At 72.5% G+C, this 22,412-nt stretch carries 17 protein-coding genes and 1 pseudogene; 13 read left to right on the forward strand and 5 right to left on the reverse strand.

The annotated features are described in order from the left end of the window. Positions 1–11: 11 nt before the first annotated feature. The 4 genes from gatC to gatB are packed head-to-tail and all read left to right on the forward strand — an operon-like array spanning position 12 to position 3,615. On the forward strand, positions 12–308 hold the full coding sequence (gene gatC / locus ACFC0Z_RS13100) for an Asp-tRNA(Asn)/Glu-tRNA(Gln) amidotransferase subunit GatC (RefSeq protein ID WP_360812591.1): 297 nt from the start codon (positions 12–14) through the stop codon (positions 306–308). 6 nt (positions 309–314) lie between these two features. Beyond that, entirely contained in the window at positions 315–1,814 is a 1,500-nt protein-coding gene (gene gatA / locus ACFC0Z_RS13105) for an Asp-tRNA(Asn)/Glu-tRNA(Gln) amidotransferase subunit GatA (protein WP_376436171.1), read from the forward strand. Further along, positions 1,811–2,074 carry a hypothetical protein gene (locus tag ACFC0Z_RS13110; protein ID WP_376436173.1) on the forward strand — a complete coding sequence of 88 codons (264 nt, stop codon included), beginning with the start codon at positions 1,811–1,813 and terminating at the stop codon, positions 2,072–2,074. Before gatA ends, ACFC0Z_RS13110 begins: the two co-directional genes overlap by 4 nt. A 29-nt stretch (positions 2,075–2,103) precedes the next feature. Next, complete coding sequence (gatB, locus tag ACFC0Z_RS13115; protein ID WP_376436175.1) at positions 2,104–3,615, forward strand: Asp-tRNA(Asn)/Glu-tRNA(Gln) amidotransferase subunit GatB; 1,512 nt, start codon at positions 2,104–2,106, stop codon at positions 3,613–3,615. A gap of 102 nt (positions 3,616–3,717) precedes the next feature. Here the strand turns inward: gatB and ACFC0Z_RS13120 are convergent, their stop codons facing one another. Next, entirely contained in the window at positions 3,718–4,176 is a 459-nt protein-coding gene (locus ACFC0Z_RS13120; RefSeq protein ID WP_376436178.1) for a hypothetical protein, read from the reverse strand. 75 nt (positions 4,177–4,251) lie between these two features. Then, the gene (locus tag ACFC0Z_RS13125; RefSeq protein ID WP_376436181.1) at positions 4,252–5,196 is read right to left on the reverse strand and encodes a hypothetical protein; all 945 of its coding nucleotides are present in this window, start codon (positions 5,194–5,196) and stop codon (positions 4,252–4,254) included. Positions 5,197–5,325: 129 nt separating this feature from the next. Between ACFC0Z_RS13125 and ACFC0Z_RS13130 the strand changes: the two genes are divergently transcribed. From ACFC0Z_RS13130 to ACFC0Z_RS13155, 6 genes are all read left to right on the forward strand, one after another. Then, complete coding sequence (locus ACFC0Z_RS13130; RefSeq protein ID WP_376436184.1) at positions 5,326–6,321, forward strand: ArsR/SmtB family transcription factor; 996 nt, start codon at positions 5,326–5,328, stop codon at positions 6,319–6,321. A gap of 132 nt (positions 6,322–6,453) precedes the next feature. Then, entirely contained in the window at positions 6,454–8,694 is a 2,241-nt protein-coding gene (locus tag ACFC0Z_RS13135; RefSeq protein WP_376436186.1) for an MMPL family transporter, read from the forward strand. Next, entirely contained in the window at positions 8,672–9,244 is a 573-nt protein-coding gene (locus ACFC0Z_RS13140) for a GNAT family N-acetyltransferase (protein ID WP_376436189.1), read from the forward strand. Before ACFC0Z_RS13135 ends, ACFC0Z_RS13140 begins: the two co-directional genes overlap by 23 nt. 35 nt (positions 9,245–9,279) lie before the next feature. Then, entirely contained in the window at positions 9,280–9,840 is a 561-nt protein-coding gene (locus ACFC0Z_RS13145; RefSeq protein WP_376436192.1) for a hypothetical protein, read from the forward strand. Between the two features lie 195 nt (positions 9,841–10,035). Beyond that, on the forward strand, positions 10,036–10,233 hold the full coding sequence (locus ACFC0Z_RS13150; RefSeq protein WP_376436195.1) for a hypothetical protein: 198 nt from the start codon (positions 10,036–10,038) through the stop codon (positions 10,231–10,233). A 6-nt stretch (positions 10,234–10,239) separates the two neighbouring features. Continuing rightward, entirely contained in the window at positions 10,240–13,299 is a 3,060-nt protein-coding gene (locus ACFC0Z_RS13155; RefSeq protein ID WP_376436197.1) for an AAA family ATPase, read from the forward strand. 114 nt (positions 13,300–13,413) lie between these two features. On the opposite strand, the pseudogene ACFC0Z_RS13160 reads toward ACFC0Z_RS13155, so the two are convergent. The 3 genes and pseudogenes from ACFC0Z_RS13160 to ACFC0Z_RS13170 all read right to left on the reverse strand — a co-directional run. Further along, positions 13,414–13,509 (reverse strand): annotated as a pseudogene (locus ACFC0Z_RS13160) (DUF6191 domain-containing protein); the annotation flags it as partial. Between the two features lie 12 nt (positions 13,510–13,521). Next, positions 13,522–14,667, reverse strand: a complete 1,146-nt coding sequence (locus tag ACFC0Z_RS13165) for a PQQ-dependent sugar dehydrogenase (protein WP_376436200.1) — start codon at positions 14,665–14,667, stop codon at positions 13,522–13,524. Positions 14,668–14,864: 197 nt separating this feature from the next. Then, positions 14,865–15,887: an aldo/keto reductase gene (locus tag ACFC0Z_RS13170; protein ID WP_376436203.1), complete on the reverse strand. Its 1,023-nt coding sequence runs from the start codon at positions 15,885–15,887 to the stop codon at positions 14,865–14,867. A 75-nt stretch (positions 15,888–15,962) separates the two neighbouring features. Here ACFC0Z_RS13170 and ACFC0Z_RS13175 point away from each other — a divergent pair, with 75 nt between their 5' ends. The 3 genes from ACFC0Z_RS13175 to ACFC0Z_RS13185 all read left to right on the forward strand — a co-directional run bounded on the left by ACFC0Z_RS13175 (position 15,963) and on the right by ACFC0Z_RS13185 (position 22,402). Beyond that, positions 15,963–16,928 carry a 2-hydroxyacid dehydrogenase gene (locus ACFC0Z_RS13175; RefSeq protein ID WP_376436206.1) on the forward strand — a complete coding sequence of 322 codons (966 nt, stop codon included), beginning with the start codon at positions 15,963–15,965 and terminating at the stop codon, positions 16,926–16,928. Between the two features lie 570 nt (positions 16,929–17,498). Then, the gene (locus ACFC0Z_RS13180; RefSeq protein WP_376436683.1) at positions 17,499–20,324 is read left to right on the forward strand and encodes a putative bifunctional diguanylate cyclase/phosphodiesterase; all 2,826 of its coding nucleotides are present in this window, start codon (positions 17,499–17,501) and stop codon (positions 20,322–20,324) included. A gap of 227 nt (positions 20,325–20,551) precedes the next feature. After that, positions 20,552–22,402, forward strand: a complete 1,851-nt coding sequence (locus tag ACFC0Z_RS13185) for an acetolactate synthase large subunit (protein ID WP_376436208.1) — start codon at positions 20,552–20,554, stop codon at positions 22,400–22,402. Positions 22,403–22,412: the final 10 nt, after the last annotated feature.

The raw sequence follows: 22,412 nt of genomic DNA on the forward strand, positions 1-22,412 counted from the left end.
TGAGGAACCGCATGCCTGGCATCACGCGCGAGGAGGTCGCCCACCTCGCACGGCTGGCGCGTCTGGAGCTGCGGAGCGAAGAACTCGACCACTTCGCCGGTCAGCTCGACGACATCATCGGCGCGGTCGCCCGCGTCGCCGAGGTCGCCGACCAAGACGTACCGCCGACCTCCCACCCGCTGCCGCTGACCAATGTCATGCGCGCGGACGAGGTCCGTCCGTCGCTCACCCCCGAGCAGGCGCTCTCCGGCGCCCCGGCCCAGGAGCAGCAGCGTTTCAAGGTGCCGCAGATCCTGGGGGAGGACTAAGAAGCCATGACGGACAACATCATCATCAAGCTCACGGCCGCCGAGATCGCCGGGAAGATCGCCTCCGGCGAGCTCACGGCCGTCGAGGTCACCGAGGCCCACCTCGCCCGCATCGACGCCGTCGACGAGAAGGTCCACGCCTTCCTGCACGTCGACCGCGAGGGCGCCCTCGCGCAGGCCCGCGCCGTCGACGAGAAGCGCGCCCGCGGCGAGAAGCTCGGCCCGCTGGCCGGCGTCCCGCTCGCCCTCAAGGACATCTTCACCACGGTCGGCATCCCGACGACCGTCGGCTCGAAGATGCTGGAGGGCTGGATCCCGCCGTACGACGCGACCCTGGTCAAGAACCTCAAGGCCGCCGACGTCGTCATCCTCGGCAAGACGAACATGGACGAGTTCGCGATGGGCTCCTCCACGGAGAACAGCGCGTACGGCCCGACGGGCAACCCCTGGGACCTCACCCGGATCCCCGGCGGCTCCGGCGGCGGCTCCTCGGCCGCCCTCGCCGCGTACGAGGCCCCGCTCGCCATCGGCACGGACACCGGCGGCTCGATCCGCCAGCCCGCCGCCGTCACCGGCACCGTCGGCGTCAAGCCGACCTACGGCGGCGTCTCCCGCTACGGCATGGTGGCCTTCTCCTCCTCCCTCGACCAGGGCGGCCCCTGCGCCCGTACGGTCCTGGACGCGGCCCTCCTGCACGAGGCGATCGCCGGCCACGACCCGCTCGACTCGACCTCCATCGACGCCCCGGTCCCGCCGGTCGTCGAGGCCGCCCGCAACGGCTCGGTCGCCGGCATGCGCGTCGGCGTCGTCAAGCAGTTCCGCGGCGAGGGCTACCAGGCCGGCGTCGTGCAGCGCTTCGACGAGTCCGTCGAGCTGCTGAAGTCGCTGGGCGCCGAGATCGTCGAGCTGGACTGCCCGACCTTCGACCTCGCCCTGTCGGCGTACTACCTGATCGCGCCGTCCGAGTGCTCCTCGAACCTGGCCCGCTTCGACGCCATGCGCTACGGCCTCCGGGTCGGCGACGACGGCACGCGGTCCGCCGAGGACGTCACCGCCCTCACCCGTGAGGCCGGCTTCGGCGACGAGGTCAAGCGCCGCATCATCCTCGGCACGTACGCGCTCAGCTCCGGCTACTACGACGCGTACTACGGCAGCGCCCAGAAGGTCCGCACGCTCATCACCCGTGAGTTCGAGGCCGCCTTCGAGCAGGTCGACGTCATCGTCTCGCCGACCACGCCGACCACCGCCTTCCCGATCGGCGAGCGCGCCGACGACCCGATGGCGATGTACCTCGCGGACCTCTGCACCATCCCGACCAACCTGGCCGGCAACGCCGCCATGTCGCTGCCCTGCGGCCTGGCGCCCGAGGACGGTCTCCCGGTCGGTCTGCAGATCATCGCCCCGGCGATGAAGGACGACCGTCTGTACAAGGTCGGCGCCGCCGTCGAGGCCGCTTTCGTGGAAAAGTGGGGGCATCCGCTGCTTGAGGAGGCTCCGTCGCTGTGAGTACGAGTACGAGCACCAGCACCAGTGCGCTGCAGAAGGCCAAGGGTTTCAAGAAGTCCAAGGCCGGCACGTACCTGTCCATCGGCACCACCGCTTTCGGCCTGCTCGGCGTCGTCAAGCGCGGCCGTGCGGCCCGCAGTGAGCACGACACGCTCAAGCTGCTCGACGCCGTCGTGTCCGCCGCCGCCATCGCCACCGGCGTCGCTCTCCTCGTGCGCGAGCTCAAGCGCATCGGTGACGACGACGTCCTGTTCGGCTGAGCCCGAAGGCATCAGAGGGAATTCTCACCGTGACTGTCACTGAACTGCTGTCGTACGACGCGGCCCTCGCGGCGTTCGACCCCGTCATGGGCCTCGAGGTCCATGTCGAGCTGGGCACCAAGACGAAGATGTTCTGCGGCTGCTCCACCGAGCTGGGCGCGGACGCGAACTCGCAGACCTGCCCGACCTGCCTCGGCCTGCCCGGCTCGCTGCCGGTCGTCAACGCGATCGGCGTCGAGTCCGCCATCAAGATCGGTCTCGCGCTGAACTGCGAGATCGCCGAGTGGTGCCGCTTCGCCCGGAAGAACTACTTCTATCCGGACATGCCGAAGAACTTCCAGACCTCCCAGTACGACGAGCCGATCGCCTTCAACGGCTACCTGGACGTCCAGCTGGAGGACGGCGAGATCTTCCGCGTGGAGATCGAGCGCGCCCACATGGAGGAGGACACCGGCAAGTCCACCCACATCGGTGGCGCGACCGGCCGCATCCACGGCGCCTCGCACTCGCTGCTCGACTACAACCGCGCCGGCATCCCGCTCATCGAGATCGTCACCAAGCCGATCGAGGGCGCGGGCGAGCGGGCCCCCGAGGTCGCCAAGGCGTACGTCGCCGAGCTGCGCGAGCTGATCCGCGCCCTGGGCGTCTCCGAGGCGCGCATGGACAAGGGCCAGATGCGCTGCGACGTGAACCTGTCGCTGCGCCCGAACGGCACCAAGACCTTCGGCACCCGCTCGGAGACGAAGAACGTCAACTCGCTCCGCTCCGTGGAGCGCGCGGCGCGCTTCGAGATCCAGCGCCACGCGGCCGTGCTCACCGCCGGTGGCACGATCGTGCAGGAGACCCGTCACTTCCACGAGGACGACGGCTCCACCACCTCCGGCCGCATCAAGGACAACGCCGAGGACTACCGGTACTTCCCGGAGCCCGACCTCGTCCCCGTCGCCCCGGCCCGCGAGTGGGTCGAGGAGCTCCGCAAGGGCCTCCCCGAGCTGCCCCGCCTGCGCCGCAACCGTCTCCGCGAGGAGTGGGGCGTCTCCGAGCTGGAGATGCAGTCCATCCTCAACGCGGGCGCGGTCGACTCGATCGTCGCCACGATCGAGGCGGGTGCCGACGCGGCCTCGGCCCGCAAGTGGTGGATGGGCGAGCTCGCCCGTAACGCCAACGAGCAGGGCGTCTCCCTGGAGGAGCTGGCCATCACCCCGGCCGACGTGGCCCGGGTCTCGGCCCTGGTCGCCTCCGGCGACCTGAACGACAAGCTGGCCCGCCAGGTCATCGAGGGCGTCCTCGGCGGCGAGGGCACCCCGGACGAGGTCGTCGAGAAGCGCGGCCTCAAGGTCGTCTCCGACGACGGCGCGCTCGGCACGGCCGTCGACGAGGCCATCGCGGGCAACGCGGGCATCGCCGACAAGATCCGCGGCGGCAAGGTCGCCGCGGTCGGCGCCCTGGTCGGCGCGGTCATGAAGGCCACCCGCGGCCAGGCCGACGCGGCGAAGGTCAAGGACCTGATCCTGGAGAAGCTGGGCGTCAGCGAGGGCTGATCCCGGTCTCGTACGGAGTTCTCGTACGGATTTCTCGTACGGCTCAAGGGGGCGGCCCCGCACCGGAGTTCCGGTGCGGGGCCGCCTTTCGCGCGGGTGGGATCAGAAGCAGCGGACCGAGGTCGTCGGCCTGACCTGCAGGGAGCTGGACTCGTCGCGCTGGCCTACGCCGTTGCCGTCGTAGTAGTCGTCCGACAGCTGGTCGTGGGTCACGTAACTGCCCGGGTTCACACAGAAGTTGAAGTTCTGGTAGCCGGGGTCCCTGAAGTAGTGGCTCTCGTAGCCGCCGGTGCTGGAGTTGCTGGCCGACCACGAGTTGTCGTTCACCACGGCCCCGCTGGGGTAGAACGCGTCGTCCCTGAAGTCGGCGTCGCTGTTGAAGAAGTTGTGCGCGGAGGTCCCGATGCTGCCCTCGAAGACGCAGTGGTAGCCCGAGGGGCAGTTGGGGCCGGCCGACGCGGACGAGGCGGTCGCGATGCCGCCGCCCACGAGGAGCGCGGTCGCGCCGACGAGGACCGCGGCCTTCCGCCGGAGGCCGGACTTCGGGTGGGTCGTGGACATGGTTGATCTCCCTCTTGTGTCTGGGGAACATCCGCTCCTGGGACCAGCAGCGGAAACCTTTGATGGGGGGGGCGCTCAGCCCCGGGTACCGAGCACCTCGCCGGCCGCCTTCTCCTGCCGGTCGGAGAGCTTCTTCCAGTCCCGGCCGATGTCGGGGTGCCCGTCCAGCCACCGCTGCTGCACGGCGGCCAGTCGCTCGTACGCGGTGGTCAAGTACTTCGTCTCCGCCTTGCAGTGCAGATCCGCGGCGGCGACGGGACCGGTCCGCCGCTCCTCCGCCGAGCGCAGCGAGCGCTGCACCTGCACGGGGTCCTGGGCCTTGACCTTGGCCCGCTCCATGCACTCCCGCCAGCGCGTGGTCACCGCACGGAACGCGACGTCCTTCTCCACGTCCGCCCGGGCGTCCTCCTCCGCCTCGAAGAGCAGGATCCGCACCTGGAGCCAGCGGATCCGCCCGTCGCCGAGTATGCGTGTCTCCGCCTCGGCGAGACAGCCGTCGCCCGGGCGGGAGACGCTCAGCCGCTCACCCCTGACGGTGACCCGCTTGGCCTCGTCACCGAAGAGCGCCCGCGCGTACGCGTCGGTGCTCTCCGGGCTGCCGGGCTCGGGCGGCGTCTCGGGGGAGGCCGTGGGGGCGGCGGTGGGCGGAGTCGTGGACTCCAGGCCGAAGGGCTTCGGGTGCTCGCCGGTGCCGGCCGGGCTCGTGGGCGGGGGAGCGGGGGCGTACCTGTATCCGCGCGCCGCCATGCAGGCGATGGCGACCTTCCGCTGTGCCTGGGCGTCGCGCAGATGCGGGGTGAGGAGCAGGGCGGTGACGGGGGGCAGTTCGTGCGGTGCGGCGAGCCCGGCCGTGTCCGGGGCCTTCGACGGGGCCTTCGACGGGGCCTTCGACGGGGCCTTCGCCGGGGCGACGGCGGCGGTCGGCTTCTCGGCCGTACCGGAGCATCCGGCGCTCACGACGAGGGCCGCGCCGACGGCCAGAGCCCGTAAGGAGCGCCTCCTCGGCCGGGACTGGGGCATTTTTCGATCCACCGTCCTGTTGGGGATTCGTGCTGATCGGCACCGGACGGCTCAGAGTCTGCAGGGACGGGGGGAGCACGGTGAACATGTGTGCGCTGGAGCGTAATTTCCCAGGTGGGAGGGGCTGAGATGCTGCGCATTCACTTCACGGGGGAAGATCTCGCACGCATCCGGATCGCGAACGAGCCGGACCCGATGTGGGAGATGCTGCTCAGCCTGCACCGGCTGCAGAGGAAGGACGCGGGCGTCGTCCTGCAGCCGTGGCTGCGGGAGTCGCTGACGCGGATTCCCCCGACCACCAGGCTGTTGACGGCGCTCGTGCCTCCCGTCGGCATCGCTCCGGACTTCCTGACGCCCCCGGTCGGCGGGGGCCTCGCCGCCCAGGTGGAGGCGTTACGGTCCACCCCCCGACATCGGCTGCTGCGCGATCTCACGGGGTTCGCCCGGCAGGGCGTGTCGCGGCGGCCGCCGACGTGGCTCCGGGAGCTGGCGGAGGGGGAGTCCGAGGGGATCGGCCGCGTCGCGGACGCGGCGCACGCCTACGTCGACGCGGTGCTCGGCCCGTTCTGGGAGCGCATCCGCGCGCAGGTGAACCGTGACCGGGCGCGCCGCTCCACCCTCCTCGCGGAGGGTGGCTGGGACGCGGTCCTCAGCACGCTCCACCCGTCCGTGCGGTGGGACTATCCGGTGCTCCAGGTGGACGGCCAGGGTGACCGCGATCTCCACCTGGAGGGACGGGGGCTGCGGCTCCAGCCGGCGTTCTTCCGCCGCTGCGGGCCGCTCACGCTCGGCGACCCGACGCTGCCCCCGGTCCTCGTGCACCCGATCGAGCGTGACATCCACTGGGCGACCCCGGGCGCGGGTCCGGCGGACGGGCGGGCGCTCGCGGCGCTGATCGGCCCGACCCGGGCCACGCTGCTGTCCGCGCTGGCCGACGGCGCGGCCAACACGGGTGAGCTCGCCCGCCTCGCAGGTACGACGGCGCCCAACGCCAGCCGGCACCTCACGGCCCTGCGGGAGGCGGCGCTGGTCTCCAGCCTGCGCCACCGCAACGCGACGCTCCACACGGTCACCGACCTGGGTCTGGCCCTCCTGGAGGGCGGAAACCCGCGTATCCCGCTCTAGGACCCGACCTGGCGGGACCTACGACCCCACTCCGCCGCCCCCACCTGTGAGGATCGCCACGAAACGGACAAACGATCACGTTTGGCTGTAACAGTGGGCCGAGTATCGACCCAGTCGCAGGGAGAACGTCCTTTGGCAGCCATCGCCCGATGGTGCGTCCGGCACCGTCTCGTCGTCGTTCTCCTCTGGCTGCTCGCCCTCGGCGGCGCCGGGACGGGCGCGATCCTCGCCGGTAACGCGTACTCCAACGACTACGAGGTCCCCGGCACCGAGTCCGGCCGGGCCACCGCCCTGCTCGAACGGGGCTTCCACGGCCTCGGCGGCGACACCGACACCATCGTCTGGCACACCGGCCAGGGGAGCGTGCGCGCCGACTCCGTGCAGCAGCGCGCGACCGCGATGCTCGACGAGGTCGCGAAGCTCCCCGGCATCGCCGCCGTCAGCTCCCCGTACGGGGAGGCCGGCGCCGGCCAGGTCAGCGAGGACGGCCGCACCGCCTACGCCACCGTCACCTTCGACGCGCAGGCCGACGACATACCCAAGGCCCAGGCCAAGGCCCTCGTGGACACCGCGAAGGCCGCCGCGGACGAGGACCTCCAGGTCGAGCTGGGCGGCACCGCCGTCGCCCTCACCGAAGCCCCCGAGGGCCACATCGCCGAGGCCGTCGGCGTCGCCGTCGCGGCCGTCGTCCTCTTCCTCGCCTTCGGCTCGCTCGCCGCCTCCGCGCTCCCCATCGCGACCGCGCTCGTCAGCGTCGGCATCGCGTACTCCGGGATCGTGCTCCTCGGCCACGTCATGACCGTCGCCGACTTCGCCCCCATGCTCGGCATGCTCGTCGGCCTCGGCGTCGGCATCGACTACGCGCTCTTCATCGTCACCCGGCACCGCAAGGGCCTCAAACGCGGCCTCTCCGTCCCCGAGGCCGCCGAGACCGCCGTCGCCACCACCGGCCGCGCTGTCGTCTTCGCCGGAGCGACGGTCTGCATCGCCCTCCTCGGCATGCTGATCCTGCGGCTCAGCTTCCTCAACGGCGTCGCCATAGCCGCCTCCCTCACCGTGGTCCTCACGGTCGCCGCCTCCGTGACCCTGCTGCCCGCGCTGCTCTCCCTCATCGGGATGCGGGCGCTCTCCCGCCGCGAGCGCCGGGTCCTCGCCGAGCGCGGCCCGCAGCCCGAGCTCCCCACCGGCTTCGCCGCCCGCTGGTCCGCCTTCGTCGAACGCCACCCGAAGCTCCTCGGCGGTCTCGCCGTCCTCGTCATGGCCGCCCTCGCGCTGCCCACCCTCTCGCTCCACCTCGGCACCTCCGACCAGGGCAACAACCCGGCCACCGCCACCACCCGGCAGGCCTACGACCTGCTGGCCGACGGCTTCGGCCCCGGCGTCAACGGCCCCCTGACCCTCGTCGCCGGGCTCGACGGCGCCGACGACCGCGTGGCCCTCGACCAGCTGCCGGCCGCGCTCGCCGCCACCAGGGGCGTCGCCGCCGTCTCCCCGGTCACGTACAACAGCTCCGGCGACACGGCCGTCCTCACCGTCGTCCCCGACTCCTCGCCCCAGTCCAAGGCGACCAGCGACCTCGTCGACCGGCTCCGCACCGACGTGATCCCGAAGGCCGAGGCCGGTACCTCCCTCGACGTGGCCGTGGGCGGCGTCACCGCCTCGTACGACGACTTCGCCTCGATCATCGTCGGCAAGCTGCCGCTCTTCGTCGGCGCCGTCATCGCGCTGGGCTGCCTGCTGCTCCTGCTCGCCTTCCGGTCGATCGGCATCCCGCTCAAGGCCGCCGCCATGAACGTCGCCGCCGTCGCCTCCGCCTTCGGCATCGTCGTGGCGATCTTCCAGTGGGGCTGGGGGAGCGAGCTCCTCGGCCTCGGCAGCGCCGGACCGATCGAGCCCTTCCTCCCGGTGATCATGGTCTCCGTCCTCTTCGGACTCTCCATGGACTACCAGGTCTTCCTGGTCAGCCGAATGTACGAGGAGTGGCTGGAGACCGGCGACAACCGGCGTGCGGTCCGGGTCGGCCTCGCGGAGACCAGCCGCGTGATCAACTCCGCCGCCGTGATCATGATCTCGGTCTTCCTCGCCTTCGTCCTCTCCGGCGACCGGGTCATCGCGATGTTCGGCATCGCCCTCGCCGCCGCCGTCGCCCTCGACGCCTTCGTCCTGCGCACCCTGCTCGTCCCCGCCCTGATGCACATGCTCGGCGGCGCGAACTGGTGGCTCCCGAAGTGGCTCGACCGGATCCTGCCCCGCATCAGCATCGAACCCCCGGAGTGCCGGGAGGCCGCCGACGCCCGTGCGAAGATCCCAGGACAACGAGTGACGGTTTCGACCGCGGAGGAGAACGACGATGTTCGCGATATCGCTGGGTGACGACGGCGCCGAGCTGCGGCCCCTCGAACCCTGGCAGGCCGAGGAGTTCCTCGCCCACATGGACCGGGGCCGGGAGTACGTCGGCGAGCACATCGCCCTCCCCGACTTCGTCGCGGACCTCGACTCCGCCCGCTCCTTCCTCCGCTCGTACGCCGAGAAGGCGGCCGACGACGCCGGCCGGATCTACGGCATCTGGACCGACGGCACGCTCGTCGGCGGCGTCCTCTTCCGGACGATGGACGTGCGGTACGGCGTCGCCGAGGCCGGCTGCTGGCTGGAGCCCTCCGCGGCGGGCAAGGGGCTCATCACCCGGGCCTGCCGGGTCATCATCGACTGGGCGATCGAGGAGCGCGGCATCCACCGCGTCGAGTGGCACGCCTCCTCCAAGAACGAGGGCAGCATCGCCGTCGCCCGCCGCCTGGGCATGACCCGGGACGGCGTCCTGCGCGAGAACTACCCGCACCGGGGTGTCCGTACCGACACCGAGGTCTGGGCCGTACTGGCCCCGGAGTGGCGCGCGGCGAAGGCGGAGCGGGCGACCGCGTCTTAAGGCCCTTCTCATGTCGGCGCCCTAGCGTGCGCCGCATGGACATCACGAAGACCGAAGAGAAGCCCGAAGAGAAGCTCGACGAGCAGCCCGAAGAGAAGTTCGACGAGCAGGAGGGCACGGAGCTCGACGAGGGCGCCGACACCGAGGGCGTCGACACCGAGGACGAGGCCCTCGACGATCTCGACGAGCTCGACGCCGACCCCGCCCCCGCGGGGTCCGGCCTCGGCGTCGCCGGTGCCGCCGTCGTCTCCGGTGCCCTCGGCGCCGTCGCCCTCACCGGCACCTGGGCCGGAAAGGTCGTCGCCGAGCGCGAGACGCTCATCGGCCAGATCAACACCTCCCAGACCGGCAGCCCCGCCCAGCAGATCTCCGAGATCTACGGCGACGCCTGGCACAGCACCGCGCTCGTCAACGGCGTCTTCGCCCTCGCCGCGCTGGTCACCGCCGTCCTGGTCCTCGTCCTGGCCCGCCCCGAGCGCCCCGTCTGGGTCCGCGCGGTCGCGCTCGCCGGTGCCGTCCTGGGCGGTCTGGGGCTGCTCCTGTCGGTGGGTACCTACTTCGACCTGTTCCTGAGCCTGCCCACGACCGGTTCCTGAGCCTGCCCACGACCGGTTCCTGACCGGTCCCGACCGGATCCCGAGACGGCCTAAGGCATCCCCGAGGCCCGTCTAAGGCCCCCCGTACCCCGAACATGCGGCACTCGCCCGATGTGACGGCACCCCCTGGCGGACGACAGTAGAGGCATCGCAAGGAGCGATACCGACACCGGAAGAAACGCCAGGGAGAACACCATGTTCGAGTACGAGCTGCACCGCATGAACCACGCCCAGCTGGTCCGCGAGGCCGCCGCCCAGCGCCTGTCGCACGAGGCCGCCGAGACCACCGGGGCCGGCCGGGGCCGCGGCCTCTTCGGCCGCCGGCACGGGAGCCATGGCACGGAGGGGCGGGTGAGCGGCACCGACCGCGACCGCTTCGCCCGGGCCGCGTGACCCCATATGAAGGACAACGCGGTCGGTTGTGCGATGCTCGGCGCCGTGGAGACCAGGTCAGTCAGTCCCGTCTTCGTCGGCAGGGCCGGCGAACTCACCGCCCTCACCGAGGCGCTCTCCCGCGCGACCGCGGGAGAGCCCCAGGCCCTGCTCGTCGGCGGTGAGGCCGGCGTCGGCAAGACCCGGCTCATCGAGGAGTTCCTCGACACGGCCTGCGAGCGGGACGCCGTCGTCGCCCTCGGCGGCTGCGTCGAACTGGGCGCCGACGGTCTCCCCTTCGCCCCCTTCGCCACCGCCCTCCGCGGGCTCCACCGCAGGCTCCCCGAGGAGCTGACCGCCGCCGCCGACGGCCAGGAGAGCGAACTCGCCCGCCTCCTGCCCGAGCTGGGAGACCCCGGAGGCCACGACTCCGGCACCGACGAGGACTCCACCGCGCGCCTCTTCGAACTGACCGTACGGCTCCTGGAGCGGCTCGCCGCCGACCGGACGATCGTGCTGGTCCTGGAGGACCTGCACTGGGCCGACGCCTCGACCCGCCACCTCTTCACGTACCTCCTGCGCACCCTGCGGCGCGGCCGGATCGTGGTCGTCGCCAGCTACCGCGCCGACGACATCCACCGCCGCCACCCGCTGCGCCCCCTCCTCGCCGAACTCGACCGGCTCCGCACCATCCGCCGCATCGAGCTCTCCCGCTTCACCCGCACCGAGGTCCACCGGCAGCTCACCGGCATCCTCGCCGCCGAACCCGACCCCGCCCTCGTCGAGGAGGTCTTCGCCCGCTCCGACGGCAACGCCTTCTTCGTCGAGGAGCTCGTCGTCTCCCACGAGGCCGGCTGCGCCGTCGGCCAGCTCAGCGACTCCCTGCGCGACCTCCTTCTCGTCCGGGTCGAGACGCTCCCCGAAGACGCCCAGCGGGTCGCCCGGATCGTCGCCGAGGGCGGCTCCACCGTCGAGTACGGACTCCTCGCCGCCGTCGCCCGCCTCACCGAGGACGAGCTCATCGAGGCCCTGCGGGCCGCAGTCGGCGCCAACATCCTGCTCGCCGTCCCCGACGGCGACGGCTACCGCTTCCGCCACTCCCTCGTCCGCGAGGCCGTCAGCGACGACCTGCTCCCCGGCGAGCGCTCCCGCCTCAACCGCCGTTACGCCGAGGCCCTGGAGGCCGACCCCACGCTCGTACGGGCCGACGAGCGGGCCACCCGCGTCGCCACGTACTGGTACCACGCGCACGACCCGGCCAAGGCCCTGCCCGCCGTCCTGCGCGCCTCCGTCGCCACCCGCAAGCGCCACGCGTACGCCGAGCAGCTCCGACTCCTGGAACGGGCCATGGAGCTCTGGGACAAGGCCCCCGAGGAGATCCGCCGCGACCTGCGGCCCATGGACTACGCCGAGGCCTACCCGCCCTGCGGCTGCGACCCCGAGACCACCCCCCTCAGCTATCTCGACCTGCTCGCCGAGGCCGCCGTCGCCGCCCGGCTGAGCGGCGAACGCGAACGCGCCCTGAAGATCGGCAAGATGGCCCTCAGGCTCCTCGACGCCGAGGACGTGGGCGACCCCCTGCGCGCCGCCTGGTTCTGGACCGAGAAGGCCCGCCTCCAGTCCAACCTGGGCCGCGGCGACGGCTCGGAGGAGATCGCCCGCGCCCAGGAGCTCGTCAAGGGCCTCCCGCCGTCCGCCGTCCACGCCGTCGTCCTCGTCGGCGCCGCCGGCTGGGGCATGCTCCGCAACCCCGGCCCCGAGGCCCTCGCCGCCGCCGAACGTGCCGTCGAGTACGCCCGGTTGGTCAAGGCCGAGTCGATCGAGCTCAACGCCCGCCTCACCCTCGGCACGATCATGACCGCCGCCGGGGACGTCGAGGGCGGCCTCGCCGAGATGCACGCGGTACGGGAACGGACCACGGCCATCGGCCAGTACGGCGAGGCCTCCCGCGCCCACATCAACATCTCCTCCTCCCTGGAGTCCCTCGGCCGCTCCGCCGAGGCCGTCGAGGTCGCCGACTCCGGCATCCGGCTCGCCCGCACGTACGGACTGGTCGACAGCGTCGGCTGGGTCGAGGCCAACCGCGCCGAGTCCCTCGTCTCCCTCGGCCGCTGGGACGAGGCCCGGGAGGCCGCCGAACGGCTCCGGTCCTCCGCGACCAGCACCAAGCCCCTCGGCTCGGCCCACCTCCGCCTCGCCCAGATAGCCGCCGCCCGGGGCGAGACCGACGCGGCCGCCGCCCACCTCGCCGACGCCCGCGTCGCCTACGGCGCCCAGGACCCGATCCCGCAGTACACGCTGCCGATGGCCCAGGTCGCCGTCGCCGTGGCCGCCGCCGAGGGACGCGTCCTCGACGTACGGGCGGAACTCGCCGCCGCCGCGGAGGCCGGGTTCCCGCCCGGCACCCACCGCTACGGCTGGCCGCTCGTCCTCACCGCCGCCGTTGCCGAGGCCGACAGCCGGGGCCTGCCCGCCGCCGACGAGGGCCGCGCCGACGCGCTCGCCCTGATCCGCCGCTGCGTACGGTCCCTGGCGACCCCGGCGCCCGTCTGGGCCGCCCACTCCCAGCAGGTCTCCGAGGAACTGGCCCGCGCCGAGGGCCGGGACTCCGCCGCCCGCTGGACGGAGGTCGTCGCCGCCTACGAGCCCCTCGACCGCCCGGCCGACCTGGCCAGGGCCCGCCACCGCCTGGCCGACGCCCTGCTCGTCGAGGGCGGCCACCGGGAGGAGGCCGCGGCCCTGCTGCGCGAGGCCCGGGCCACCGCCGTCGGGCTCGGCTCCCGCGCGCTCCGGGAGGACGTCGAACTCCTCGCCGCCCGCGCCCGGCTCTCCCTGGTCCCCGAGAAGCAGGCGCCGGCGGAGGCGGGCGAGGACACCTTCGGCCTGACCCCGCGCGAACAGGGCGTCCTCCGCCTGGTCGCGGCCGGCCGCACCAACCGTCAGATCGCCGAGGAGCTCTTCATCTCACCGAAGACGGCGAGCGTCCACGTCTCCAACATCCTGGCCAAGCTCGGCGTCTCCGGCCGGGGCGAGGCCGCCGCCCTGGCCCACCGCCTCCACCTCCTGGACGCCGACACCGTCCTCTGAGCCGACCCCGCCGGCCGCACCCCCGCCCGGCGCCGTCGCCGGAGCGGGGAGCCGTATCGTGACGCGCCCCGAGAGCAGGTCTATCGGGCCGCGCGACGGGTCGGCGTCGCCCGGGTCCTCCCTGGTCAGAGCCTGTCTGCGGAGCTCCTCCTCGGTGTGTCTGCGACCGGGCGCGAAGAACTCCTCCAGTCCGCCGAACACGTCGGTCACCGCCTTTCCGTGTCAGTGCACCTCCAGCCGGAGGATCCTGTCGTCCCCGGCCTCGGGCGTCCCCCGCTGGTCGGTCTCGCTGGTCACCAGCCACAGCCGGCCGTCGCCCCCGGCGAGAACCGTCCGCAGCCGTCCGTACGCACCTCTCAGGAACGCCTCGGGCTCTCCGGACCGTTCCGTTCCGGAGAGAGCGATGCGCCACAGTCTCTGGCCCCGCAGCCCGGCCATCCAGATCGCGCCCCGCGCGTACGCGATGCCGCTGGGGGAGGCCTCCGAGGTCTTCCACTGGGCCACCGGGTCCACGAACCCGTCCCGTCCCGCCCTGCCCTCGACCGTCGGCCAGCCGTAGTTCCGCCCGGGCCGGACCAGGTTCAGCTCGTCCCAGGTGTCCTGCCCGAACTCGGCCGCCCAGAGCCGCCCCGCGTCGTCCCAGGTGATCCCCTGGACGTTGCGGTGCCCGTACGAATAGACCACCGAGCCGGGGAAGGGGTTGCCGGGAGCCGGACGGCCCTCCGGCGTCATCCGCAGGATCTTCCCGCCCAGCGAGGACCTGTCCTGGGCCAGCCCCGTCTGTCCGGTCTCGCCCGTCCCCGCGTACAGCATCCCGTCGGGCCCGAACGCGATCCGTCCGCCGTTGTGCACGAAGCCCTTCGGGATGCCGGTGAGCACCGGCTCCGGTGCCCCGAGCCGGTCGCCCTCCCCGCCCCCGTACCGCATCCGCACGATCCGGTTGTCGGACGCGGCCGTCAGGTACGCGTACACCCAGTCGTCCTTCACGGCGAGCCCGAGGAGACCGCCCTCGCCGCCCGGGACCACGCCCGGCACCTCGCCGAGCGAGGTCTTCGCGCCGCTGCTGCCGTCGACCCGGGTGATCGTCCGCTCGTCCCGCGAGGAGACGAGCAGAGCGCCGTCGGCCAGTTTCGCGAGGCCCCAGGGCGAGACCAGGCCCTCGGTGAGCGCGCCCGCCACGGTGACCCGCCCGTCGCGCGTGGTGGCCGGTGCCGGGGCAGGGGTCGAGGCGGCGGTCGAGGCGGGCGCCGTCGCCGGGGCCGTACGGGAAGGCGCACCGCCTCCGCCGCCACCCCCCGACGAACAGCCCGCCACGAGCAGCAGCGCGGCGGCGCCCCACAGGGCCTTCAGCACAGCAGGACGGCTCATGGTCCGTTCCCCTTCGACGAGTTCGAGCGGCTTCCCCACCTTTGATACACCGCCCGACCCGCTCCCGGCGGGCTTCGCGAGGGATCCCGGGGAGATGCCCGGGAGATCCCCGGGAGACCCTCCGGGCGCTCCTCGAACAGATCACTGAGTGCCCGTCAGGGAGGCCCCCGGTGATCCCCCCGAGGCCCAGGGGCACGTCAGTCCCAGGACCCCCGGGGCGCCGGAAGTGCCGCGATCTCCGCCAGGTCCGCCGCCGTGAGCAGCACGTCCGCCGCCCGCGCGTTCTCCACGACCCACCGCTCCCGCTTCGCGCCCGGCACCGGCACGACGTGCGGCCCCTGGGCCAGCGCCCACGCCAGCGCGACCTGGGCCGGGGTGACCTCGGCCCCGTGCCGGGCCGCGACCCGCCGCAGGCCCGCCACCAGCGGCTGGTTCGCCGCCATCATCTCGGCCGTGAAGCGGGGGTGCCGCGCCCGCGGGTCGTCCGACTCGAAGCCGCCGCCCGGCGTCAGCGTCCCCGTCAGGAATCCGCTGCCCAGCGGCATCGCCGCGAGGAACCCGACCCCGCGCGCCGCGCACCACGGCAGCAGCCGGGTCAGTGCCTCGGTCGACCAGACGGACAGCTCGGCCTCGACCGCCGCGACCGGGAAGACCTGCTGGATCCGCTCCAGTTGGCGGATCGTTCCCTCGTAGCCGTCGCGGGCGGTTCCGGTGGCACCCCTGCGGGCCGAGCGGGCGCCGACCGCGCAGAGGCCCAGCGCCCGCACCTTGCCGGCCGACACCAGCTCCGCCATCGCGCCCCAGGTCTCCTCGACCGGTACCTCGGGGTCGGCGCGGTGCAGCTGGTAGAGGTCGATCACGTCGGTCTGGAGCCGTCGCAGCGAGGCGTCGCAGGCCCGACGCACGTATCCCGGCCTGCCGTTGGCGACCACGTGCCGGCGCTCGCCGCCGTCGCCGACGAGCAGTCCGACCTTCGTCGAGACGAAGACCTCCGCCCGACGCTCCTTCAGCACCCGCCCCAGCAACAGCTCGTTGGTGAACGGTCCGTACATGTCGGCGGTGTCGAGCAGGCTCACCCCGGCGTCCAGGGCCGCGTGCACCGCCCGGAGCGAGCGGTCGCCCCGCTGCTGCGAGGGGCCGTACGCCCAGTTCATCGGCATGCACCCGAGGCCGATCGCCCCCACGCCGAGCGCCGTCGCCCCGATAGTCCTGCGCTCCACGTGCCGGTACCCCTCCCTCTGCCGTCCCCCAAAGTAACCAATGGGCCGCGGGATTCTTCGCATAGCCTCCCGGTCATGAGATACGCACAGACGCCCGCCGACGTGTGGCTTCCGGTTCCCGCCGACGAGATCGACGGACTGCCCGACTCGGGCGAGTCCGGGCTGAACTACCGCTTCTGGGACGGCGGACCGGAGTTCCCGGCCGATCCGGCGGACTGCGCCTTCTACGTCGTCCCGTACATGAAGGGTTCCGAGATCGCCGTGCGGCCGCTGGCCGCGATGACCTCGCTGCGGGCCGTGCAGACCATGTCGGCCGGCATCGACCACGTCACCCCCGGCATCGGTCTGCTCCCGCCGGGCGTTTCCCTCTGCAACGCGAAGGGCGTCCACGAGGCCAGCACCGCCGAGCTCACGATCGCGCTGATCCTGGCCTCGCTGCGCGGGGTCCCCGGTTTCGTCCGTGGCCAGGACGCCGAGGAGTGGCGGGCCGGTTTCTACCCGGCGCTCGCGGACAAGTCCGTGCTGATCGTCGGGTACGGATCGATCGGCGCGGCCATCGACGACCGGCTCGCGCCCTTCGAGTGCGCGCGGGTCGTGCGCGTCGCGCGCTCCGCGCGCACCACCGAGCGCGGCCCGGTCCACGCCCTCGCGGAGCTGCCCGCGCTGCTCCCCGAGGCCGACGTGGTCGTCCTCTCGACTCCGCTCACGCCCGAGACCCACCACCTCGCCGACGCCGGCTTCCTGGCCAGGATGAAGGACGGCGCGCTCCTCGTGAACGTCGCCCGCGGCCCCGTCGTGGACACGGCGGCCCTGCTCAAGGAGGTCGAGACCGGACGGATCGCGGCGGCGCTCGACGTGACCGACCCGGAGCCGCTTCCGCAGGGTCACCCTCTGTGGCACGCTCCCGGCGTCCTGATCAGTCCCCATGTGGGCGGTTCCACATCGGCGTTCATGCCGCGCGCGAAGCGCCTGATCGCCGGGCAGCTGCGCCGGTTCGCGGCGGGCGAGGAGCTCGCCAACGTCCTGCTGACCACGGGCTGACCACGGGCTGAGCCTGCGTCCCACGCGCGCGGGGGACCGTGCGCCCCCGCCGCGCGCCGCTCACGAGCCCCGGACAGTCACGGAGAGTACTGCGACCCTGTCCCTGAGTGACGGTCCTGGTGTATCGTCCCGGATCGGGGGACATGCGTCGATGTCGGGCTGACGCTGGGGAGCGAAGTGACGGGTCATCAGATTCCGAGGGGGGCGACGGGTGAAGCACGGCCGAAAGACCGACGGTCCGACGCGGCGGCGACGCCGCGCGCGAGCCTCCCGCGCCTCGCTGCCAGTCTCGCGCGTTCGGTGCCGTATCAGGCCACGGCGCGCCGCGCGCCACGTGACGACGCCGATCTGCCGTACGAAGAGGCCGGCCGCCACGAGGACGACCACGCCGCGGACCGCGACGAGCACCGCGACGACGGCGCCCGCACCGCGGACCGCGCCGAGGGCCAGGGCGACGGCGAGGGCGACGGGCGTTCCCCCGCGCATGCCCTCGGGCGCCCCGAGGAGCCGTCCGCCCGCCCGCACGAGCCGTTCCCGTCCGAGCGCGGTGACGCACGCCCGGAGGCCGCGGTGAGCGCCCCCGGGGCCGTCATCGCGCGCAGCCCCGTCGGCGAGACCGGACGCCCCGACCGCGACCGCCAGGGGATCGGCTCCGTCGTCGCCCAGATCGCCCTCGGCCTCGTCTGCGCGGGATACACCACCGGCGCCTCGCTCGGCTGGGGCTCCCCGGAGCTCGCCTTCGTCATGGGCGACTTCGGGCTGAGCGCCGCCGCGCTCACCGCCGCCGTCTCCTGCTTCCTCTACGCCCGCGCCCACCACGGCGGCGACCGCCCCGCCTGGCTGCTCTTCGCCTTCTCCTCGTTCATGGCCGCCGCCGGAAACGGCGTGTGGGGCTGGTACGAGGTCGTGCTCCGGGCCCCCGTGCCCGACTCCTCCATCGCGGACCTCTTCTTCTTACTCTTCGCCCCGCCCGCCGTCGTCGGCCTCCTCGTCCTCGCCAAGAAGCCCGTCACACGGGCCGGCTGGGTCTGTCTCGGGCTCGACGCCTGGCTGATCGCCGGCTCCCTGCTGACCCTCTCCTGGAGCCTCGCTCTCGCCCGCGCCGCCCACGTCGAGGGCGAGTCCGTCGCGCAGTCCGCGCTGGCGCTCGCGTACCCCCTGCTCGACATCGTCCTCGTCAGCATGGTCCTCGCGCTGCACTTCCGGCGCTCCCAGATCAACCGCTCCGCGACCAACACCGCCATCGCCGCGCTGGCCCTGACGGTGCTCTGCGACGCCCTGTTCACCTCGCCGCTGCTCCGCGAGAACTACGCCTCGGGCCAGCTGCTCGACGCCGGGTGGTTCGCCGGATCGCTGCTCCTCGCGTACGCGCCCTGGGGCGTGCGGCGGCTGCCCGACAACACCGCCACCACGCGCGGGCCGTGGCTGCACAGCCGTCCCGTCGCCGGTTCGCTCGCCGCCCTCACCCCGTACCTCGCCGCCGCGGTCTGCACCCTCGGCATCCTGTACAACGTCGTCGAGGGGCGCAGGGTCGACCGGGTGGTCGTGCTGACCGGCTGCGCCGTCGTCCTCGCCCTCGTCGTGCGCCAGGGCATCATGCTCCTCGACAACATCGCGCTCACCCACGAACTGGCGCAGAAGGAGAACCACTTCCGCTCCCTCGTGCAGGGGTCGAGCGACGTCATCATGATCGCCGCGCCGAGCGGAGTCCTGCGGTACGTGAGCCCGGCCGCCGCCGGGGTGTACGGGCGGGACGCCGAGGAGCTCATCGGCACCGAACTCGCGGGACTCATCCACCCGGAGGACCTCGGCGGCGTCGTCCACGAGGTGCGCCGTTTCCTCGCGGCCCTGCCCGCCGATGAGCCCACCACCCGGATCGAGTGCCGCTTCCGCTCCGGACGCGGGGACTGGCTCAACGTCGAGTCGACCGTCAACCGCCACCAGGGCGGACTGATCTTCAACAGCCGGGACGTGACCGAGCGGGTCAGGCTCCAGGCCCAGCTCCAGCACAACGCGGAGCACGACCCGCTCACCGACCTGCCCAACCGGGCGCTCTTCACCCGGCGGGTGCGGCAGGCGCTCGCCGGCCGCCGGGCCTCCGACGCCGGCACCGCCGTGCTCTTCATCGACCTCGACGGCTTCAAGGCGGTCAACGACCGTCTCGGACACCAGGCGGGCGACGACCTCCTCGTCCAGGCCGCCCGCCGCCTCCAGGAGTCCGTACGGGCCGGGGACACCGCCGCCCGGCTCGGCGGCGACGAGTTCGCCGCCCTCATCATCGGCGACGGCGGCCGCGAGCAGGCCGCCCGCGAGTGCCAGGTCCAGGAGATCGCCGACCGGCTCCGGATCACGCTCTCCCAGCCGTACCGCGTGGACGGCGGCACCGAGGTGCGCGTCGCCGCCTCCATCGGCGTCGCCTTCGCCGAGCCCGGCATCGAGGCCGGGGACCTCCTGCGCAACGCCGACCTCGCGATGTACCGGGCCAAGGCCGGGGGCAAGGACCGCGTCGAGCTCTACGCGCCCCAGATGCAGGCCGAGGTCGTCCGGCGGACCGAACTGGCCGCACGGCTGCGCACTGCCCTCCACGACGGCGAGTTCGCCCTGCTCCACCAGCCCGTCGTGGACCTCGCCACCGGCCGGATCGCCGCCGTCAGCGCCCAGGCCCGCTGGCGCTCGACGCAGGGCATCCTCTTCACCCCCGCCGAGTACCTCCGCGTCACCGACGACGGGGAGCGGACCGCCGAGCTCGGCCGCTGGCTCCTCGAAGAGGCCGTGGAGCAGGCCGCGGAGCGGGCGGGAATCGGCCATCGTGCGCCGGTCTGCATCCGGCTCTCCGCCGGCCGCCTCCTGGACAGCTCGGTCCCGCCCGGCTCCATCGAGTCCCTCCTGACCCGGCACGGGCTGCCGTCCGGCTCGCTGATCATCGAACTCGCCGACAGCGAGCGCACCTCGCTCGACGAGCTGGAACAGCGCCTCGCGACCCTGCGCCGCCTCGGGGTGCGGATCGCCCTCGACGGATTCGGCAGCGGACATGTGGCGATCGACGCCCTTCGGAGGCTTCCGGTCGACATACTGAAACTGGACAGGGGGCTCGTCGAGGGCGTCGTCGAGTCCGCCCGTCTCCGCAAGATCACCCGCGGGGTGCTCCGCATCGCCGGCGAGCTCGGCATGCAGACCGTCGCCGAGGGCGTCGACGTGCCGGAGCAGGTTCTGGCCTTGCGCGCCATGGGATGCAGCCACGCCCAGGGCATGGCCTTCTCGGGCCCGCTGGACGAGTACCGCCTGCGCAGAGCCCTGGTGCGGGACGAGTATCCGCTCCCCGGGGCCATGCCCGTACGTGTCGGAAACCGTCCGCCGTTCCGCTCACATAGTGAGACCCACGTCCCACCTGCTTGACATCCACACGGCGTGAGAGGGAGGGTCAGTGCCATGCGCACCCGAATTCTCGTACTTGGAAAGCGCGTCGGATGAGGCAGGGCCCTTCTAGGCCCCGCTGAGAAGCACCCGACGCGCTCCCCTCGCTTGCCTCACGGCACGAGGGGTTTTTTGTTGCACCGACTCCCTTCGAAGACGGTGCGAACCCCCGCAAAACACCTCGCACAAACCCTCTGCTTCGAGAAGAGATGATGATGACCGAGCAGGCCACCGGGCACCATCCGCAGCCGCGGCCCCGCGGCGGCGCGCAGCCCGCCAGCACCGTCGAGCACGTCACGGGTGCGCAGTCCCTCATCCGCTCTCTCGAGGAAGTGGGCGTCGACACCGTCTTCGGCATCCCGGGCGGCTGCATCCTCCCGGCCTACGACCCGATGATGGACTCGAAGAAGGTCCGCCACATCCTCGTCCGCCACGAGCAGGGCGCGGGCCACGCCGCCACCGGCTACGCCCAGGCGACCGGCAAGGTCGGCGTCTGCATGGCGACCTCCGGTCCCGGCGCGACCAACCTCGTCACCCCGATCGCCGACGCGTACATGGACTCCGTCCCGCTCGTCGCGATCACCGGCCAGGTCGCCTCCAAGGCCATCGGCACGGACGCCTTCCAGGAGGCGGACATCTGCGGCATCACGATGCCGATCACGAAGCACAACTTCCTCGTCACCAAGGCCGACGACATCCCGCGGACCATCGCCGAGGCCTTCCACATCGCCGCCTCCGGCCGCCCGGGCCCGGTCCTGGTCGACATCGCCAAGGACGCCCTGCAGGCGAAGACCACCTTCAGCTGGCCGCCGCAGACCGACCTGCCCGGCTACCGCCCGGTGACCAAGCCGCACGCCAAGCAGATCCGCGAGGCCGCGAAGCTGATCTCGGCCGCCAAGCGCCCGGTCCTGTACGTCGGCGGCGGTGTCATCAAGTCCGGCGCCACGGCCGAACTGCGGATCCTCGCCGAGCTCACCGGCGCCCCGGTCACCACCACGCTGATGGCCCTCGGCGCCTTCCCCGACAGCCACCCCCAGCACGTCGGCATGCCCGGCATGCACGGATCGGTCACGGCCGTCACCGCGCTCCAGAAGGCCGACCTGATCGTCGCCCTCGGCGCCCGCTTCGACGACCGCGTCACCGGCAAGCTCGACAGCTTCGCCCCGTACGCCAAGATCGTCCACGCGGACATCGACCCGGCCGAGATCGGCAAGAACCGCGCCGCCGACGTCCCGATCGTCGGTGACGCCCGCGAGGTCATCGCCGACCTGATCCAGGCCGTCCAGACCGAGCACAACGAGGGCAACAAGGGCGACTACAGCGCCTGGTGGAGCGACCTCAGCCGCTGGCGCGAGACCTACCCGCTCGGTTACGACCTGCCGGAGGACGGCAGCCTCTCGCCGCAGCAGGTCATCCAGCGCATCGGCGCCCTCGCCCCCGAGGGCACGATCTTCACCGCGGGCGTCGGCCAGCACCAGATGTGGGCCGCCCACTTCATCGACTACGAGCAGCCGGCCACCTGGCTGAACTCGGGCGGCCTCGGCACGATGGGGTACGCGGTCCCCGCCGCGATGGGCGCCAAGGCCGGTCTGCCGGACCGCCCGGTCTGGGCCATCGACGGCGACGGCTGTTTCCAGATGACCAACCAGGAACTCACCACCTGCGCCCTGAACAACATCCCGATCAAGGTCGCCATCATCAACAACGGCGCCCTCGGCATGGTCCGTCAGTGGCAGACGCTGTTCTACAACCAGCGTTACTCCAACACCGTCCTGCACTCCGGCCCGGACGACATCCAGGCGAACAAGGGCACCCGCGTCCCCGACTTCGTCAAGCTCTCCGAGGCCATGGGCTGCGTCGCCCTGCGCTGCGAGGACCCGGCCGACCTCGACAAGGTCATCGCCGAGGCGAACGCCATCAACGACCGTCCGGTCGTGATCGACTTCATCGTCCACGAGGACGCCCAGGTCTGGCCGATGGTCGCCGCCGGCACCTCCAACGACGAGGTCATGGCCGCGCGGGGCGTCCGCCCCGACTTCGGCGACGGCGAAGACGACTGAGCGCGCAGAG

Source organism: Streptomyces sp. NPDC056144 (assembly GCF_042264145.1).
In the GTDB taxonomy this organism is placed as follows: Bacteria; Actinomycetota; Actinomycetes; order Streptomycetales; family Streptomycetaceae; genus Streptomyces.

Excerpts from the sequence above, each read along its gene's own strand:
- gatC (WP_360812591.1), top strand. The coding sequence starts at position 12 with ATGCCTGGCATCACGCGCGAGGAGGTCGCCCACCTCGCACGGCTGGCG.
- gatA (WP_376436171.1), top strand. The coding sequence starts at position 315 with ATGACGGACAACATCATCATCAAGCTCACGGCCGCCGAGATCGCCGGG.
- ACFC0Z_RS13120 (WP_376436178.1), bottom strand. The coding sequence starts at position 4,176 with ATGTCCACGACCCACCCGAAGTCCGGCCTCCGGCGGAAGGCCGCGGTC.
- ACFC0Z_RS13125 (WP_376436181.1), bottom strand. The coding sequence starts at position 5,196 with ATGCCCCAGTCCCGGCCGAGGAGGCGCTCCTTACGGGCTCTGGCCGTC.
- ACFC0Z_RS13130 (WP_376436184.1), top strand. The coding sequence starts at position 5,326 with ATGCTGCGCATTCACTTCACGGGGGAAGATCTCGCACGCATCCGGATC.
- ACFC0Z_RS13140 (WP_376436189.1), top strand. The coding sequence starts at position 8,672 with ATGTTCGCGATATCGCTGGGTGACGACGGCGCCGAGCTGCGGCCCCTC.
- ACFC0Z_RS13145 (WP_376436192.1), top strand. The coding sequence starts at position 9,280 with ATGGACATCACGAAGACCGAAGAGAAGCCCGAAGAGAAGCTCGACGAG.
- ACFC0Z_RS13150 (WP_376436195.1), top strand. The coding sequence starts at position 10,036 with ATGTTCGAGTACGAGCTGCACCGCATGAACCACGCCCAGCTGGTCCGC.
- ACFC0Z_RS13155 (WP_376436197.1), top strand. The coding sequence starts at position 10,240 with ATGAAGGACAACGCGGTCGGTTGTGCGATGCTCGGCGCCGTGGAGACC.
- ACFC0Z_RS13165 (WP_376436200.1), bottom strand. The coding sequence starts at position 14,667 with ATGAGCCGTCCTGCTGTGCTGAAGGCCCTGTGGGGCGCCGCCGCGCTG.
- ACFC0Z_RS13175 (WP_376436206.1), top strand. The coding sequence starts at position 15,963 with ATGAGATACGCACAGACGCCCGCCGACGTGTGGCTTCCGGTTCCCGCC.
- ACFC0Z_RS13185 (WP_376436208.1), top strand. The coding sequence starts at position 20,552 with ATGATGATGACCGAGCAGGCCACCGGGCACCATCCGCAGCCGCGGCCC.